12 protein-coding genes are annotated in these 14,487 nt (G+C 60.6%); 9 read left to right on the top strand and 3 right to left on the bottom strand.

All coding sequences use genetic code 11. From position 1 onward, the window contains the following. Positions 1–69: 69 nt before the first annotated feature. Both ICY20_RS15365 and ICY20_RS15360 read left to right on the top strand, forming a co-directional pair. The gene (locus tag ICY20_RS15365) at positions 70–1,329 is read left to right on the top strand and encodes an ABC transporter substrate-binding protein (RefSeq protein WP_407692626.1); all 1,260 of its coding nucleotides are present in this window, start codon (positions 70–72) and stop codon (positions 1,327–1,329) included. Positions 1,330–1,347: 18 nt separating this feature from the next. Continuing rightward, the gene (locus ICY20_RS15360) at positions 1,348–2,121 is read left to right on the top strand and encodes an L-iditol 2-dehydrogenase (RefSeq protein ID WP_194937882.1); all 774 of its coding nucleotides are present in this window, start codon (positions 1,348–1,350) and stop codon (positions 2,119–2,121) included. Between the two features lie 139 nt (positions 2,122–2,260). Here ICY20_RS15360 and ICY20_RS15355 read toward each other — a convergent pair whose 3' ends face one another. Next, positions 2,261–2,953: an NUDIX hydrolase gene (locus tag ICY20_RS15355; RefSeq protein WP_194937881.1), complete on the bottom strand. Its 693-nt coding sequence runs from the start codon at positions 2,951–2,953 to the stop codon at positions 2,261–2,263. Between the two features lie 146 nt (positions 2,954–3,099). Here ICY20_RS15355 and ICY20_RS15350 point away from each other — a divergent pair, with 146 nt between their 5' ends. From ICY20_RS15350 to nadE, 3 genes are read left to right on the top strand one after another with little or no spacing between them, the layout of a single operon-like run. Next, a complete protein-coding gene (locus ICY20_RS15350; RefSeq protein WP_194937880.1) occupies positions 3,100–3,747 on the top strand; it encodes a nicotinamidase in 648 nt (215 codons plus the stop codon). A gap of 11 nt (positions 3,748–3,758) precedes the next feature. Then, positions 3,759–4,976 carry a nicotinate phosphoribosyltransferase gene (pncB, locus tag ICY20_RS15345; protein WP_159959716.1) on the top strand — a complete coding sequence of 406 codons (1,218 nt, stop codon included), beginning with the start codon at positions 3,759–3,761 and terminating at the stop codon, positions 4,974–4,976. A gap of 1 nt (position 4,977) precedes the next feature. Continuing rightward, entirely contained in the window at positions 4,978–5,790 is an 813-nt protein-coding gene (gene nadE / locus ICY20_RS15340; RefSeq protein WP_194937879.1) for an ammonia-dependent NAD(+) synthetase, read from the top strand. A gap of 120 nt (positions 5,791–5,910) precedes the next feature. Here nadE and ICY20_RS15335 read toward each other — a convergent pair whose 3' ends face one another. Further along, positions 5,911–6,576, bottom strand: a complete 666-nt coding sequence (locus ICY20_RS15335; protein WP_159959720.1) for a response regulator — start codon at positions 6,574–6,576, stop codon at positions 5,911–5,913. Continuing rightward, a complete protein-coding gene (locus ICY20_RS15330) occupies positions 6,557–9,934 on the bottom strand; it encodes an ATP-binding protein (protein ID WP_194937878.1) in 3,378 nt (1,125 codons plus the stop codon). The genes ICY20_RS15335 and ICY20_RS15330 overlap by 20 nt, the downstream gene beginning before the upstream one ends. A gap of 313 nt (positions 9,935–10,247) precedes the next feature. Between ICY20_RS15330 and urtA the strand changes: the two genes are divergently transcribed. From urtA to urtD, 4 genes are all read left to right on the top strand, one after another. Beyond that, positions 10,248–11,456: an urea ABC transporter substrate-binding protein gene (gene urtA / locus ICY20_RS15325; RefSeq protein WP_159959724.1), complete on the top strand. Its 1,209-nt coding sequence runs from the start codon at positions 10,248–10,250 to the stop codon at positions 11,454–11,456. A 193-nt stretch (positions 11,457–11,649) separates the two neighbouring features. Further along, positions 11,650–12,567: an urea ABC transporter permease subunit UrtB gene (gene urtB / locus ICY20_RS15320; protein ID WP_060755338.1), complete on the top strand. Its 918-nt coding sequence runs from the start codon at positions 11,650–11,652 to the stop codon at positions 12,565–12,567. A gap of 10 nt (positions 12,568–12,577) precedes the next feature. Next, positions 12,578–13,729: an urea ABC transporter permease subunit UrtC gene (gene urtC, locus ICY20_RS15315; RefSeq protein ID WP_194937877.1), complete on the top strand. Its 1,152-nt coding sequence runs from the start codon at positions 12,578–12,580 to the stop codon at positions 13,727–13,729. Continuing rightward, entirely contained in the window at positions 13,726–14,484 is a 759-nt protein-coding gene (gene urtD, locus ICY20_RS15310) for an urea ABC transporter ATP-binding protein UrtD (RefSeq protein ID WP_194937876.1), read from the top strand. The genes urtC and urtD overlap by 4 nt, the downstream gene beginning before the upstream one ends. Positions 14,485–14,487: the final 3 nt, after the last annotated feature.

Raw genomic sequence — 14,487 nt, 5'->3', positions numbered from 1 at the left:
CAACAGGTAGAAACCGCTATGTCCAAGCTCCCGCAAGCGTTGTTCCTGCTTTCTGGCCTGGCGCTGGCCATGCCCGGTCACGCCGCCGATACCGTCACCATCGCCACGGTCAACAACAGCGATATGATCCGCATGCAGCGCCTGTCCAAGGTGTTCGAAGCGCAGCACCCCGACATCAAACTGAACTGGGTAGTGCTCGAAGAAAACGTGCTGCGCCAACGCCTCACCACCGATATCGCCACCCAGGGCGGGCAATTCGACGTACTGACCATCGGCACCTACGAAACCCCGCTGTGGGGCGCCAAGCACTGGTTGGAACCGCTTACCGAACTGCCGGCCGATTATGATGCCGACGACATCTTCCCCTCGGTACGCCAGGGCCTGTCGGTTAACAACACCCTGTACGCCTTGCCGTTTTATGGCGAAAGCACGGTCACCTATTACCGCACCGACCTGTTCAAGCAAGCTGGCCTGAGCATGCCCGCGCACCCCACTTGGACCCAGCTCGGCGAATTCGCCTCCAAGCTCACAGCCAAGTCCAAGGACCAATACGGTCTGTGCCTGCGCGGCAAGGCCGGTTGGGGTGAAAACGTCGCCTTGCTGAGCACCATGGCCAACGCCTTTGGTGCGCGCTGGTTCGACGAGCAGTGGAAGCCCGAACTGACCAGCCCCGAGTGGACCGCCGCCGCCAACTTCTACGTCAACACCCTCAAGCAATATGGCCCTCCGGGCGTCTCCAGCAACGGCTTCAATGAAACCCTGGCGTTGTTCAACAGCGGTAAATGCGCGATTTGGGTCGATGCCAGCGTGGCCGGCTCCTTCACCACCGACAAGAGCCAAAGCAAAGTCGCCGACAGCGTCGGTTTCGCCGCCGCGCCGACCGAAGTCACCGACAAGGGCTCGTCGTGGTTGTACGCCTGGTCGTTGGCGATCCCGGCCACCTCCAAGCACAAGGATGCGGCCAAGGCCTTTATTGCCTGGGCCACTTCCAAGGACTACATCCAACTGGTCGCCGATAAAGACGGCATCACTAACGTACCGCCGGGCACGCGCCAGTCCACCTACAGCGACGCCTACTTGAAGGCCGCGCCGTTTGCCCAGGTGACCCTGGAGATGATGAAACACGCCGACCCCGCGCACCCGTCTGCCAAGCCGGTGCCCTATGTGGGCATCCAGTACGTGACCATCCCCGAGTTCCAGGCCATCGGCACGTCGGTGGGCAAGTTCTTCTCGGCGGCGCTCACCGGCGGCATGTCGGTTGACCAAGCCTTGCTGCAAGCCCAGGCCACCACCGAGCGCGAGATGAAGCGCGCCGGTTACCCGAAGTGATTTTTACAGGACATCGCCATGAAACGACTTGAAGGTAAAAGCGCGCTGATCACCGGTTCGGCGCGGGGCATCGGTCGCGCCTTTGCCCAGGCTTACATCGACGAAGGTGCCACCGTTGCCATCGCCGATATCAACCTGCAACGGGCGCAGGAGACCGCGGCGCAGCTGGGCCCACAGGCCTATGCGGTGGCCATGGATGTCACCGACCAAGCCTCTATCGACGACGCAATTGCCGCTGTGGTGGCGCATGCCGGCAAGCTGGATATCCTGATCAACAATGCGGCGCTGTTTGACCTGGCGCCCATCGTCGACATCACTCGCGACAGCTTTGACCGGCTGTTCTCGATCAACGTCGCCGGTACGTTATTTACGTTGCAAGCCGCCGCGCGGCAGATGATCAGCCAGGGCCACGGCGGCAAGATCATCAACATGGCCAGCCAGGCCGGGCGGCGTGGCGAGCCGCTAGTCGCGGTGTACTGCGCGACCAAGGCGGCGGTGATCAGCCTCACTCAGTCGGCGGGGTTGAATCTGATCAAGCAGGGCATCAACGTCAATGCCATCGCCCCCGGCGTGGTAGATGGAGAGCATTGGGATGGGGTGGACGCGCTGTTTGCCAAGCATGAAGGGCTGGCGCCTGGGGAGAAGAAACGGCGGGTAGGGGAGGAGGTGCCGTTTGGGCGGATGGGGACGGCGCAGGATCTTACCGGGATGGCGATTTTTCTCGCGTCAAAAGATGCCGACTATGTGGTGGCCCAGACCTACAACGTCGATGGTGGCAACTGGATGAACTAAAGGCATACGCAGAGCAAAAATGTGGGAGCGGGCTTGCTCGCGAAGGCGGTGTATCAGTCGAAGGATGAGTTGACTGACATAACGCCTTCGCGAGCAAGCCCGCTCCCACATTGGATCTTCATTGTTTTTGGGGTAGGGCCTAGTCCGCAAAACTACGATCAAAAAAGTAGACCTCTCCAGGCTTGAGGCTCTCCACCGTCGCCTGCGGCCTACCGCCTTCACCATTCTTCTTGCGCCCCGTCTCACGCAAATACCCCGCCTCGGTCAGCTTCAACAACCGCTGACGAATACTGGTCTTCAGCACCGGCCGCGCCAACACCACGGAAAAAATAGTGGTCGCCTCCGGAGCGCTGAATTCATCACCCAAAAACATCAACGGCAAGCTGCTGTACAGCGACTTGGACAACAGCCGCTCCTGCACCGCCGCCACGATCAGGTTGTGATCAAACGGCAGCTTGATACTGCCATCGGCTACCGCGTCCAACGCAAACCAGGCCTGATGCTCAGCCAATTGCACCTCATCCGCAACAATCGCCAGGTAATAAGTGGATGACGACCAACAGCGCGGGTCGCGAAACGCGTCGCCCACGGTGCCCACCTGTTCGCTCCAGGCCAGCTTTAACCCCACCTTGTCACTGGCGCGCAACCGCTCCACCGCATCCTTGAGGCTGAGGTCTTGCACGCCGCCGTTAACCACCACCCCCGGCAGCGCCCAGTGCCCGGCGAAGGGTTCGGCGTCGCGCTTGTTCAGCAGCAACTTGAGTTCGCCACCAGTACGGCAATAACACAGCACGCACAGGTCAACGGTATGGAGGTAGGCGCTCAGTGGCATTTGAAATCCTTATAAACGGCAGCGGGGCACAGTCTAACGGATCGGGCTGATATGTCATGTACTTGGCAGAGCATAGATAAATAAATGTTTCTTGCAATGAAAGTACATGACGTGTACTTTTGTTTTCAGGCCACAGGAGAACCACCATGACCCTCGCAAAAACCGCCATTGCTTCATTCGACGTCGATGCACAGAAGAGCTTCACGCCGCTGTGCCCCAACGAATTGCCGGTGGTTGGTGGCGACCAGATTGGCGCCGAGCTGAACTACATGGCCAGCCTCGCCGGCCACCGCGTCGGCAGCAAGGACGCCCACACCCCGCACGCGCCCTGGGTGGTGTCACAGCACAGTGAGATGTTGCAACCCACCGGCCTGGCGCACGCCGATGTGACCTGGGTCAGCCACTGCGTACCGGGCACCGAGGGTTTCACGCTGCTGGATGAGCTGCCCACGCCCTATGACTACGACTACTTCATCTGGAAAGGCGTAGAACCTGACCTGCACCCCTACGGCGCCTGCTACCACGACCTTCACGACAAGCTGTCCACCGGCGTCATCGAGTATTTGAAAGCCCAAGGCGTTGCCCGCGTGATCGTCGGCGGCCTGGCGCTGGACTACTGCGTCAAGACCACCGCATTGCAACTGCTCAGGGCCGGTTTCGAGGTGGTGCTGCACCTGCCGGCGTGCCGAGGTATCAGCGAGGAGGGCAGCACCCAGGCGGTCAACGATTTGCTCAAGGCCGGTGCTGTCATCAGCCGCACCCGCGAAGAACTGGCCACGAAGGCCGCGCGTTAAGGAGACTCACCATGGAAAGTGCCTACGATTTTGATGCCCCGGTGATCCAGGGGCTGCTCGATACCGACTACTACACCTTCACCATGATGCAGGCCGTGTTGCACCAGTACCCCAACGTCGAAGTGGAATACAACTTCATCGTTCGCTCCAAGGAGAAACTCGGCCACTTGATCCCGCAACTGCGCGACGAGTTGGAGAAACTCGCCGGCCTGAACATGCGTGAAGGCGAGCTGCGCTTTCTGTTCAACCCGCGTTTTCGCGAGTACCTCACGCCCGATTACGAACGTTTCCTGGGCCTGTACCGTTTTAACCTGCGCTATATCCACGTCAGCGAAATCGACGGGCAACTGAATATCCGCGTGATCGGCCCGATGCTGCACTGCATCATGTTCGAGCAACCGGTACTGGCGCTGGTCAGCGAACTGCGCAACCGCGACAAGTACCCCGACGTGACCCTGGAAGACGTCACCCGCAAGCTCTACCAGAAGTTCGACTGGCTGGAAAAAAACCTCAGCCGCGACGAGTTGGCCGACCTGCGCGTATCCGATTTCTCCACCCGCCGTCGCCTGTCGTTCAAAGCTCAGCGCGAAGTGGTCGACATCATGCGCCGCGACTTTCCCGGCCAGTTTGTCGGCACCAGCAACGCGCACCTGGCGTACGAATTCGACCTGCCGCTGATCGGCACCATGGCCCACCAGTGGCTGATGGTGCACCAGCAACTGGGGCGCCTGCGCGAAAGCCAGAACGCGGCGCTGGAAAACTGGGTGCGTGAGTACCGCGGCCGCCTGGGCATCGCCCTGACTGACTGCATCAGCACCGATTTCTTCCTCAAGGACTTCGACCTGTACTTCGCAAAGCTCTACGACGGCCTGCGCCAGGACTCCGGCGACCCCATTGCCTGGGCCGACAAGGTGCTGGCTCGCTATCAGCAACTGGGCATCGACCCGATGACGAAAGACCTGATGTTTTCCGACGGCCTGAACTTCGAAAAAAGCCTGCCGATCCTGCGTCACGTGCGTGGCAAGGCCAAGTTCGGTTTTGGCATGGGCACCAGCCTGGCCTGTGATGTGGAAGGGGTTGAGCCGCTGAGCATCGTGATGAAACTGGTGCGGGTACACGGCGAACCGGTGGTGAAATTCTCCGATGACCCGATCAAGAATGTCTGCGAAGACGCTTCGTTTTTGCAGTACGCGGCCAAGGTGTTCAACGTCGCCAGTGTGGAGGTGTGACATGCAAGACCGTATTGCGCAGGAACTCAATATCGATCGGCAACTGGTGAAAGGCGGCGAAGCCAAGGAAATTCAACGGCGCATCGACTTTATCAAGACCACCATGCGCGACTCAGGCTGCAAGGCCCTGGTGCTGGGCATCAGCGGCGGTGTCGACTCACTTACCGCCGGCCGCCTGTGCCAACGTGCGGTGGAGCAGTTGCGCAGCGAAGGCTACAGCGCCCGCTTTATCGCCATGCGCCTGCCCTACAAAACCCAGGCCGACGAACACGATGCCCAGGCCTCCCTGGATTTCATCGCCCCCGACCATGTGGACACCCTCAACATCGCCGCCAGCGTCGACGGCCTGATGGCCAGCCTCACCGCCACCGAAGCCAGCGCCGCCCATGTCGATTTCATCAAGGGCAACGTCAAGGCGCGTACGCGGATGATCGCGCAGTACGCCGTGGCCAATTTGCATAACGGCCTGGTGGTCGGCACCGATCACGGCGCTGAAGCGTTGATGGGGTTTTTCACCAAATTCGGCGATGGCGCCTGTGACCTTGCACCGTTGTCGGGCCTGACCAAGACCCAAGTACGCCTGCTGGCCACGGCCCTCGGCGCACCGGACAACCTGGTGCACAAGCCCCCCACGGCGGATTTGGAAGAACGGGTGCCGGGCAAGTTGGATGAGCACGCCTATGGTTGCTCTTATGCAGAGATCGACGCGTACTTGATGGGCGAGTCGGTGAGTGAGCGGGTGAGGGGGATTGTCGAGGGTGCCTACAGCAAGACCGCTCACAAACGGGCGCTGCCAATTACTCCACTTTCATAACCACCACAAATCCAATGTGGGAGGGGGCTTGCCCCCGATAGCGGTGGTTCAGTCACATCATCTACAACTGACAAACAGCTATCGGGGGCAAGCCCCCTCCCACAAAAGCCTCACCTACATTCAGATTGCGGCCAGGGCGACTGATGTAGCGGCGGTACGGGTTTCAACACCGAGCTTCACATACACATGCTCCAAATGCTTATTCACCGTCCTGGGGCTCAACCCCAAAATATCCCCGATATCCCGATTGGTCTTGCCACACGCCACCCACCGCAACACCTCGACCTCCCGCTCCGTCAGCGCAAACCGCGCCGACAACAAGCGCTGCGCCGGTTCATCCTCCAGCGTCAACACGCTCGGCTGCCTGGCCTCCCGCGCCGACAACAAAATGCGCGAGGTGCGCAAATGCGCTGCCACCCGCGCCAGCACTTCGTCGGTCTGGATCGGCTTGGTCACATAATCACTGCCACCCACCTCAAACCCCTGCACCACATGCTTGGTGTCCGTCAGCCCGGTCATGAACACCACCGGTATATCCGCGCTGGCAGGCTGCGCCTTGAGCCGGCGACAGGTTTCGAAGCCGTCCAGGCCAGGCATCATCGCGTCCAGCAGGATCAGGTCCGGGCGTCGGCGTTGCACGCGGTTCAGGGCACTGAGGCCGTCGAGGGCCACCAGCACCATGTAGCCGGCGTCGTCGAGGGCGTCGGAGAGCATGGCCAGGTTGTCCGGCGTGTCGTCGACGATCAGCACGACGCCGGGTTCAGTGCTATGGGTGAGTGCATTCATCTTCGGCCTCCTTGAGTGTTCGGTTGAGTTCATCCAGGCGGAACCCCTTGAGCAGCCCACGCACTTTGCTGATGAACGCTTGGGTGTCTGGGCGCTGCTCAAGGATGCTGTCGAGTTTGGCGTGCAGGCCGCGCACATAGCCGATGGCGCTGAGGTCGGCGAGCTCGGCAAGGTCTTCGGGGCTGGGCAATACGCTGGGTGGGGGCGGCGGCACAAGGCTTTGGGTACGTCGCAACCACTGTAACCCCAGGTGCTGTTGCACACACCCGAGCAGTTCCGGGGTACGCACCGGCTTGGCCAGGTAGTCGTTGCACGCGGCTTTGACGCTGCGTTCGCGGTCGTCGGTAAAGGCGTTGGCGGAGATGACGATGATCGGCGCGGTGGACAGCGCATTGCGGCGGATCAAACGGCTGGTTTCATACCCGTCCAGCGTTGGCATCGACAGGTCCATCAGGATCAGGTCCGGGGCCAGCAACGCCACTTGGCGAATCGCCTCCTGGCCATTGCTCGCCTGGATCACCTCGAAACCCAAGGGCGTGAGCATGCCGCTGAGTACCTTGCGGTGGTCCACATGGTCGTCCACTACCAGGACGCGTCGACGCTCGCCCTGATAGCCGATGATGTCGTGCTCCACATGCACCACCGCTTGCGGCGCGCGCACTTGGGATAGAAACAAGCGCACCTGGAAGCAGGTGCCCTTGTCCAGCTCGCTGGTTACCCGCAATTCACCGCCCATCAGGGAGGTGAGCATGCGCGTGATGGTCAGGCCCAGGCCCACGCCGTTGTCCTGGCGCATCAGGTCGCCGCGCTCGAAGGGTTGAAAAATTCGCTCCAGCTGCCCGGGGTCAATGCCGATGCCGGTGTCGATAACCTCGAAGTTGGCTGTTTCGCGCATATAGCTGACCCGCAGGCGGACCTCGCCGCTGTCGGTAAAATTCACCGCGTTGCCCAGCAGGTTGATCAGGATCTGGCGCACGCGCTTCTCATCGCCGCGCACCACTGCCGGGATCTTGCCCACGCAGTCCAGCTGAAAGCGCAAACCCTTATCCTGGGCCTGTGGGGTGAACATCTGCTCCAAGTCGTGGAGCAGCTCGGGGAAGGGGATTTCGGTGAGTTCCAAACGCAACTTGCCGGCCTCGATCTTGGCTACATCCAGCAAGCCATCGATCAGCGACACCAAGTGCGAGCCGCTGCGCAAGATCGTCGCCAGGGCATCTTGATGCTGTTCGGGCATGGCGCTGTCACGCTGCAAAATCTGGGTGAAGCCGAGGATGCTGTTGAGCGGCGTGCGCAGTTCATGGGACAGCCCGGTGACGTAGCGACTCTTGGCGGCATTGGCTGCTTCAGAGGCTTCCTTGGCCTGTTGCAGCGCCTGGTCGGTGAGGCTGTGGGCGGCGATTTCCTGCATCAGCAGCAGGGTCTGGCGGTCGGACTCCTCCTGAGCGACGCCCCGGCTTTCGCGGGTCAGCACCACCCACCAGGCAAGTACGGCTGCCAGTACGCAGAGCGTCAGGAATGCCTTGAAGAACGCCTGATACAAGGTTTGCGAATGGGGCAAGCCTTGGGCGGCCTGCACGTAGATCAAGGCCAACGCGCCGGCAAGCATCAGTACCAGCGCAATCAATAAGCCCAGGTAGTGGGCCAGACGCGTATGCAGGCGCGGCATCATGGTATTGGGCAGCAACCAGCGCAATACGCCTTCGAATTGGCTCACCAGCCTCCCATTGGGTTTGCAGCGATCGCCGCAACGCGCATCCAGCGAGCAACATAACGAACAGATCGGCGTGCTGTAGGCCGGGCAGAACGCCATGTCCGCGGTTTCGAACGGGTTGCTGCACAGCCCGCACACTGCATGGCTGGCGGGCGCTACGGGGTGAATCAACTGCGGGTCGCTGGTGCGGGCGATGTAGTACTTGCCCTTGGTCAGCCAGGCTAACAGCGGCGCCATCACCAATGCTGTGCCCAGGGCAACAAAGGGTGGCGCCGCCTGGGCCAGGGTGCCAAACAGGCCGAAGTGGGCAAGGATCGACAGCAACGAAGCGATCAGCATCGAACCGACGCCCACCGGGTTGATGTCGTAGAGGTGCGCACGCTTGAACTCGATGTGCTTGGGCGACAGGCCCAGCGGCTTGTTGATCACCAAGTCGGCCACCAGCGTGCCGATCCAGGCTATCGCGATATTGGCGTAGAGCCCCAGCACCTGGTCGATCACATCGAACACGCCCAGCTCCATCAGCATCAGGGCGATGGCCACGTTGAACACCAGCCACACCACACGGCCGGGGTGGCTGTGGGTCACGCGGGCAAAGAAGTTCGACCAGGCCAGGGAACCGGCGTAGGCATTGGTCAGGTTGATTTTCATCTGCGAGATGAACACGAACAGCACCATGGCGCCGAGGGCCCACTCCGGCGAGCTGAACACGTAGCGGAACGCGACCAGGTACATTTGCGTCGGCTCGGCGGCGCGCTCCATGGGGATCTCATGTTGCAGCGCCAGAAACGCCAGGAACGCACCGCCAAACATCTTCAACGCGCCGGGGATGATCCAGCCGGGCCCGGCGCAGAGCAGGGCGGCCCACCAGCGCTTGCGGTTGGCGGCGGTTTTTTCCGGGAGAAAGCGCAGGTAGTCCACCTGCTCACCGATTTGCGTCACCAGCGACAGCGCTACAGTGCAGGCTGCGCAGAACGCCAACAGGTTGAAGTCGCCGCCATCGCCGCTGCGCCCGACAAAGCTGGTCCAGTCGCTGAAGGCATCGGGGTTTTTCCACCCCACAAAGCCGTAGGGCAGTACCAGCAACAGCAGCCAGAGGGGTTGCGTCCACAATTGCAGGCGGCTGATCAGGGTCACGCCGTAGGCTACCAGCGGGATCACCAACAGCGAGCAGATCACATAGGCGAAGGCCAGCGGGATATGGAAATACAGCTCCAGGGCCAACGCCATGATCGCCGCTTCCAGGGCGAAGAACAGGAAGGTGAAACTGGCGTAGATCAGCGAGGTGATGGTGGAACCGATATAGCCGAAGCCGGCGCCACGGGTGAGCAGGTCCATGTCCACGCCATAACGTGCGGCGTAATAGCTGATGGGCAAGCCGGTGAGGAACACCACTAGGCTGATGGCAAGGATCGCCCAGAAGGTATTGGTGAAACCGTAACTCAGGGCCAATACGCCGCCGATGGCCTCCAGCGCCAGGAACGACACCGCGCCGAGGGCGGTATTGGCGATGCGCCACTCCGACCATTTGCGAAAGGACTTGGGGGTGTAACGCAGGGCATAGTCTTCCATGGTCTCGTCGGCGACCCAGGTGTTGTAGTCGCGGCGGATCTTGACGATGCGCTGGGTGCCGGGAGGGGATTGCACGGTGGGAGGCTCCGGGGAGAGGGCGAGGTTGGGTGAGCAAGTTCCATGCCCTGGGAGACGCTGAGGCCCAAATGTGGGAGGGGGCTTGCCCCCGATAGCGGTGTACCAGTGGCAAATCAGTCGGCTGACCCACTGCTATCGGGGGCAAGCCCCCTCCCACATTGGATTGCATCGTCAGCGGGGATCGCGATCCTGCCCTGGATTGGTGCGCAACGGCATACGTCAAATGACGTACCCCGTTACGTCAGGCTGCGTATACCCGCGCTGGCCCCTTGCCGCCATGCTGGGCCCCTCATTGCAGAGGAGTCGCCCCATGGCACAAAGATTGATCCGCTCCAAACCGCTGTTGGCCTTGTCATTACTGGCCGCCGCGCTGTTCAGCCAGGGCGTGCTGGCCGATAACGAAGGCCTGGCCGTGACCGCTACCGAAGTCACCGTTGGCCAGTTGCACTCGGCTACGGGCACCATGGCGATTTCCGAGACCGGTTCGATCCAGGCTGAACGCCTGGCCATTGAGCAGATCAACGCTTCGGGCGGGATTTTGGGCCGGCAGATCAAGGTGGTTCAGGAAGACGGCGCGTCCGACTGGCCGACCTTCGCCGAAAAAGCCAAGAAGCTCTTGGTCAACGACAAAGTCGCCGCCGTGTTCGGCTGCTGGACCTCAGCCTCGCGCAAAGCCGTGTTGCCGATCTTCGAGAAAGAAAATGGCCTGCTCTACTACCCGACCTTCTACGAAGGCCTGGAACAGTCGAAAAACGTGATCTATACCGGCCAGGAGGCCACCCAGCAGATCCTCGCCAGCCTCGATTGGATCGCCAAGACCAAAGGCGCCAAGACCTTCTACCTGGTGGGTTCGGACTACATCTGGCCACGCACCTCGATGAAAATCGCACGCAAGCACATTGAAAACGTGCTGCACGGCACCGTGGTCGGCGAAGACTACTACCCGCTGGGCAACACCCAGTTCGGTTCGCTGATCAACAAGGTCAAGCTGAAAAAACCGGACGTGGTGTTCGCAGCGGTGGTGGGCGGCTCCAACGTGGCTTTTTACAAGCAACTCAACGCAGCCGGTGTGAACTCGGCCAAGCAAACCCTGCTGACTCTGTCGGTGACCGAAGACGAACTGCTCGGCATCGGCGGCGAAAACATGGCCGGTTTCTACGCCTCCATGAAGTACTTCCAGAGCCTGGACAACCCCAACAACAAAGCCTTCGTCGAAGCCTTCAAGGCCAAGTACGGCAAGGATTCGGTGATCGGCGACGTGACCCAGGCGGCGTACCTCGGCCCTTGGTTGTGGAAAGCGGCGGTGGAGAAGGCCGGCAGTTTCGACGTGGATAAAGTTGTGGCGGCGTCCCCAGGCATTGAGCTGAAAACCGCGCCTGAAGGCTACGTGAAGATTCACGAGAACCATCACCTGTGGAGCAAGTCGCGCATTGGTGAAGTGCTGCCCAATGGTCAGTTCAAGGTGATTTATGAGTCGGATCTGATTGAGCCGAATCCGTTTCCAAAGGGCTACCAATAACCCCCCTGACTAAATGAGATTCAAATGTGGGAGGGGCGGTGCGACGATTCGACTTGCTCCCGATGAGGGAGTGTCAGTCCCCTGATTTGTTGCTGACCCACCGCCATCGGGGGCAAGCCCCCTCCCACATAAAGCCAAGCACAGCACAGCAAAAGCAGTCTGCATTTCATCTCTTTTGTAGGAGACCATCATCATGGAATGGCTATCGGAATTTGGAGCCATCGCGGCAATGCAGGGGTTTAACGGCTTGTCCGTGTTCTGCGTGCTGTTGCTGATGGCATTGGGGCTGGCGATCATCTTTGGTCAGATGGGCGTTATCAACATGGCCCACGGTGAGTTCCTGACCATCGGCGCCTACACCACCTACGTGTGTTCCAGCCTCACCGCGCACTTTGCGCCGAGCTTTCAACCCTATTACTTCTTCTTCGCCATTGCCCTGTCATTCCTGGTCGCCGGTGCCATCGGCTGGCTGGTGGAGTGGGCGATGATCAGCCGCTTGTACAAGCGCCCGCTGGACACTTTGCTCGCCACCTGGGGCTTGTCCCTGGTAATGCAGCAAACTTTCCGATCAGTGTTTGGCGCCCGCGAGGTCAGCGCTGAACCGCCGGCCTGGCTGATGGGGTCGGTGAACTTTACCGACGCCATCGAGATCCCGCGCAACGGTCTGTTCATGATGGGCCTGACATTGCTGCTTACCGCTGCGATCTTCCTGATGCTTTACCGCTCGCGCTGGGGCCTGCAAGTGCGCGCCACGGTGCAGAACCGCCTGATGAGCCGCGCAGTGGGCATCAACACACGCAAGGTCGACCGCATGACTTTCGCCCTCGGCTGCGGCGTGGCCGGTGTAGCGGGCGCTGCGTTCACCACCATTGGCTCCACCGGGCCGACGGCCGGCTCGCAATACATCGTCGACACCTTCCTGGTGGTGGTGTTCGGCGGCGCGCAAAGCCTGTTCGGCACCATCGCCTCGGCGTTCGTGATCGCCCAGACCCAATCGCTGTCGGAGTTTTTCCTCAGTGGCTCGATGGCAAAGGTGCTCACCTTGTCCTCGGTGATTCTGATCCTGATGCTGCGCCCGCAAGGGTTGTTTTCCATCAAAGTGCGCAAGTAGAGGCGACCGGATGAAGGCTTTAGACAAGCTGCTGGGTGGCCAGCAAAACCTGATCGGCATTGCGTTGCTGGCGGTGTTGATCCTGGTGGTATTCCCCCTGACCCTCGACGCGTTCCGCCTGAACATGGTCGGCAAGTACCTGACCTACGCGTTCGTCGCGGTGGGCCTGGTGCTGTGCTGGGGCTATGGCGGCATTCTCAGCCTGGGGCAGGGTGTATTTTTTGGCGTCGGCGGCTACTGCATGGCGATGTTCCTCAAGCTCGAAGCCTCGGACCCGGAGAGCACCAAGATCCAATCCACACCGGGCATTCCGGACTTTATGGACTGGAACCAGATCACCGAACTGCCGTGGCTATGGCAGCCGTTCCACAGTTTCGGCTTTACCGTGTTTGCGGTGATTGCGGTGCCCGTGCTGCTGGCCTTTATCATCGGCATGGCGCTGTTCAAACGGCGCGTGGGCGATGTGTATTTCTCCATCGTGACCCAGGCGATTGCCTTGATTCTCACGGTATTGATCGTCGGCCAACAGGGCCTCACCGGCGGCGTTAACGGCATCACCGACCTCAAGACCTTGTTGGGCTGGGACCTGCGCACCGACAGCGCCAAGCTGATCTTGTATTTCATCAGTGCCGGCTTGCTGTTTGGCTGCATCTTTATCGGGCGTTTTATCCTCGCATCCAAGCTCGGCCGGCTGTTGATGGCCATGCGTGACAAGGAAGAGCGCGTGCGGTTCTCTGGCTACGACGTGGCCAGTTTCAAGATTTTCGTGTTCTGCGTGGCGGCTGCATTCTCGGCGATTGGCGGGGCGATGTTTGCCTTGCAGGTGGGCTTTATGTCGCCTTCATTCGTCGGCATCGTGCCGTCGATCGAGATGGTGATCTTCGCGGCGGTGGGCGGGCGTATGTCGCTGCTGGGCGCGGTGTATGGCGCTCTGCTGGTGAACTACGGCAAGACCTACTTTTCCGAGTCTTTCCCCGAGCTGTGGCTGTACCTGATGGGCGGGCTGTTTATTGCCGTGGTCATGTACTTCCCCAATGGCTTGGCCGGTTTGTGGGACAGCCACGGTCGCCAGGCCCTGGCGAAACTGCTGCGACGCAAACCCGTGGTGAAAACCCCGGTCAAGGCCAAGGCCAAAAGCAAAATCCTGGAGACCCAACCATGACCGCCGTCGGCTTTGAAATGAAAAAACCGGTGCTGGCCATCGAAGGCCTCACCGTGTCGTTTGACGGCTTCAAGGCGGTCGACAACCTCAACCTGTATATCGACCGCAATGAAGTGCGCGTAGTGATCGGCCCCAACGGTGCCGGCAAGACCACCGTGCTCGACCTGATCTGCGGCAAGACCCGCGCTACCAGCGGCAGCATCCAGTTCGATGGGCAGGAGCTGACCAAGATGCGCGAGTACAACATTGTGCGGGCCGGTGTGGGGCGTAAATTCCAGAACCCCTCGATCTACGAAAACCTCAGCGTGTTTGAAAACCTCGAGATGTCTTATCCGGCGGGCCGCAAGGTGTGGGGCGCGCTGTTTTTCAAGCGAAATGCCCAGGTGATTGCGCGAGTAGAAGAGGTGGCACGGGAGATTTTCCTTGGCGATCTGCTGCAACAGCAAGCCGACCTGCTGTCCCACGGGCAAAAGCAATGGCTGGAAATTGGCATGCTGCTGATGCAAGACCCCGAGTTATTGATGCTCGACGAACCGGTGGCTGGCATGAGCGTCAACGAGCGTGCGCAAACCGCCGAGTTGCTCAACCGCATCAGCCAGGGCCGTTCGGTGCTGGTGATCGAGCACGACATGGAGTTCGTCAAAAGCATCGCGCACAAAGTCACGGTGTTGCACCAGGGCAAGGTGCTGGCCGAGGGCAGCATGGAGTCGGTGCAAAGCAACCCTAAAGTCATCGAAGTGTATTTGGGTCACTGAGGA

Source organism: Pseudomonas pisciculturae, from assembly GCF_015461805.1.
GTDB lineage: Bacteria > Pseudomonadota > Gammaproteobacteria > Pseudomonadales > Pseudomonadaceae > Aquipseudomonas > Aquipseudomonas pisciculturae.
The sequence above is the reverse complement of the archived record's forward strand: the minus strand, read 5'-3'. Positions and strand labels throughout refer to the sequence as shown.

Coding starts and splice junctions, on each gene's coding strand:
- ICY20_RS15365 (WP_407692626.1), top strand. CDS start 70: ATGCCCGGTCACGCCGCCGATACCGTCACCATCGCCACGGTCAACAAC.
- ICY20_RS15360 (WP_194937882.1), top strand. CDS start 1,348: ATGAAACGACTTGAAGGTAAAAGCGCGCTGATCACCGGTTCGGCGCGG.
- ICY20_RS15355 (WP_194937881.1), bottom strand. CDS start 2,953: ATGCCACTGAGCGCCTACCTCCATACCGTTGACCTGTGCGTGCTGTGT.
- ICY20_RS15350 (WP_194937880.1), top strand. CDS start 3,100: ATGACCCTCGCAAAAACCGCCATTGCTTCATTCGACGTCGATGCACAG.
- pncB (WP_159959716.1), top strand. CDS start 3,759: ATGGAAAGTGCCTACGATTTTGATGCCCCGGTGATCCAGGGGCTGCTC.
- nadE (WP_194937879.1), top strand. CDS start 4,978: ATGCAAGACCGTATTGCGCAGGAACTCAATATCGATCGGCAACTGGTG.
- ICY20_RS15335 (WP_159959720.1), bottom strand. CDS start 6,576: ATGAATGCACTCACCCATAGCACTGAACCCGGCGTCGTGCTGATCGTC.
- urtA (WP_159959724.1), top strand. CDS start 10,248: ATGGCACAAAGATTGATCCGCTCCAAACCGCTGTTGGCCTTGTCATTA.
- urtB (WP_060755338.1), top strand. CDS start 11,650: ATGGAATGGCTATCGGAATTTGGAGCCATCGCGGCAATGCAGGGGTTT.
- urtC (WP_194937877.1), top strand. CDS start 12,578: ATGAAGGCTTTAGACAAGCTGCTGGGTGGCCAGCAAAACCTGATCGGC.
- urtD (WP_194937876.1), top strand. CDS start 13,726: ATGACCGCCGTCGGCTTTGAAATGAAAAAACCGGTGCTGGCCATCGAA.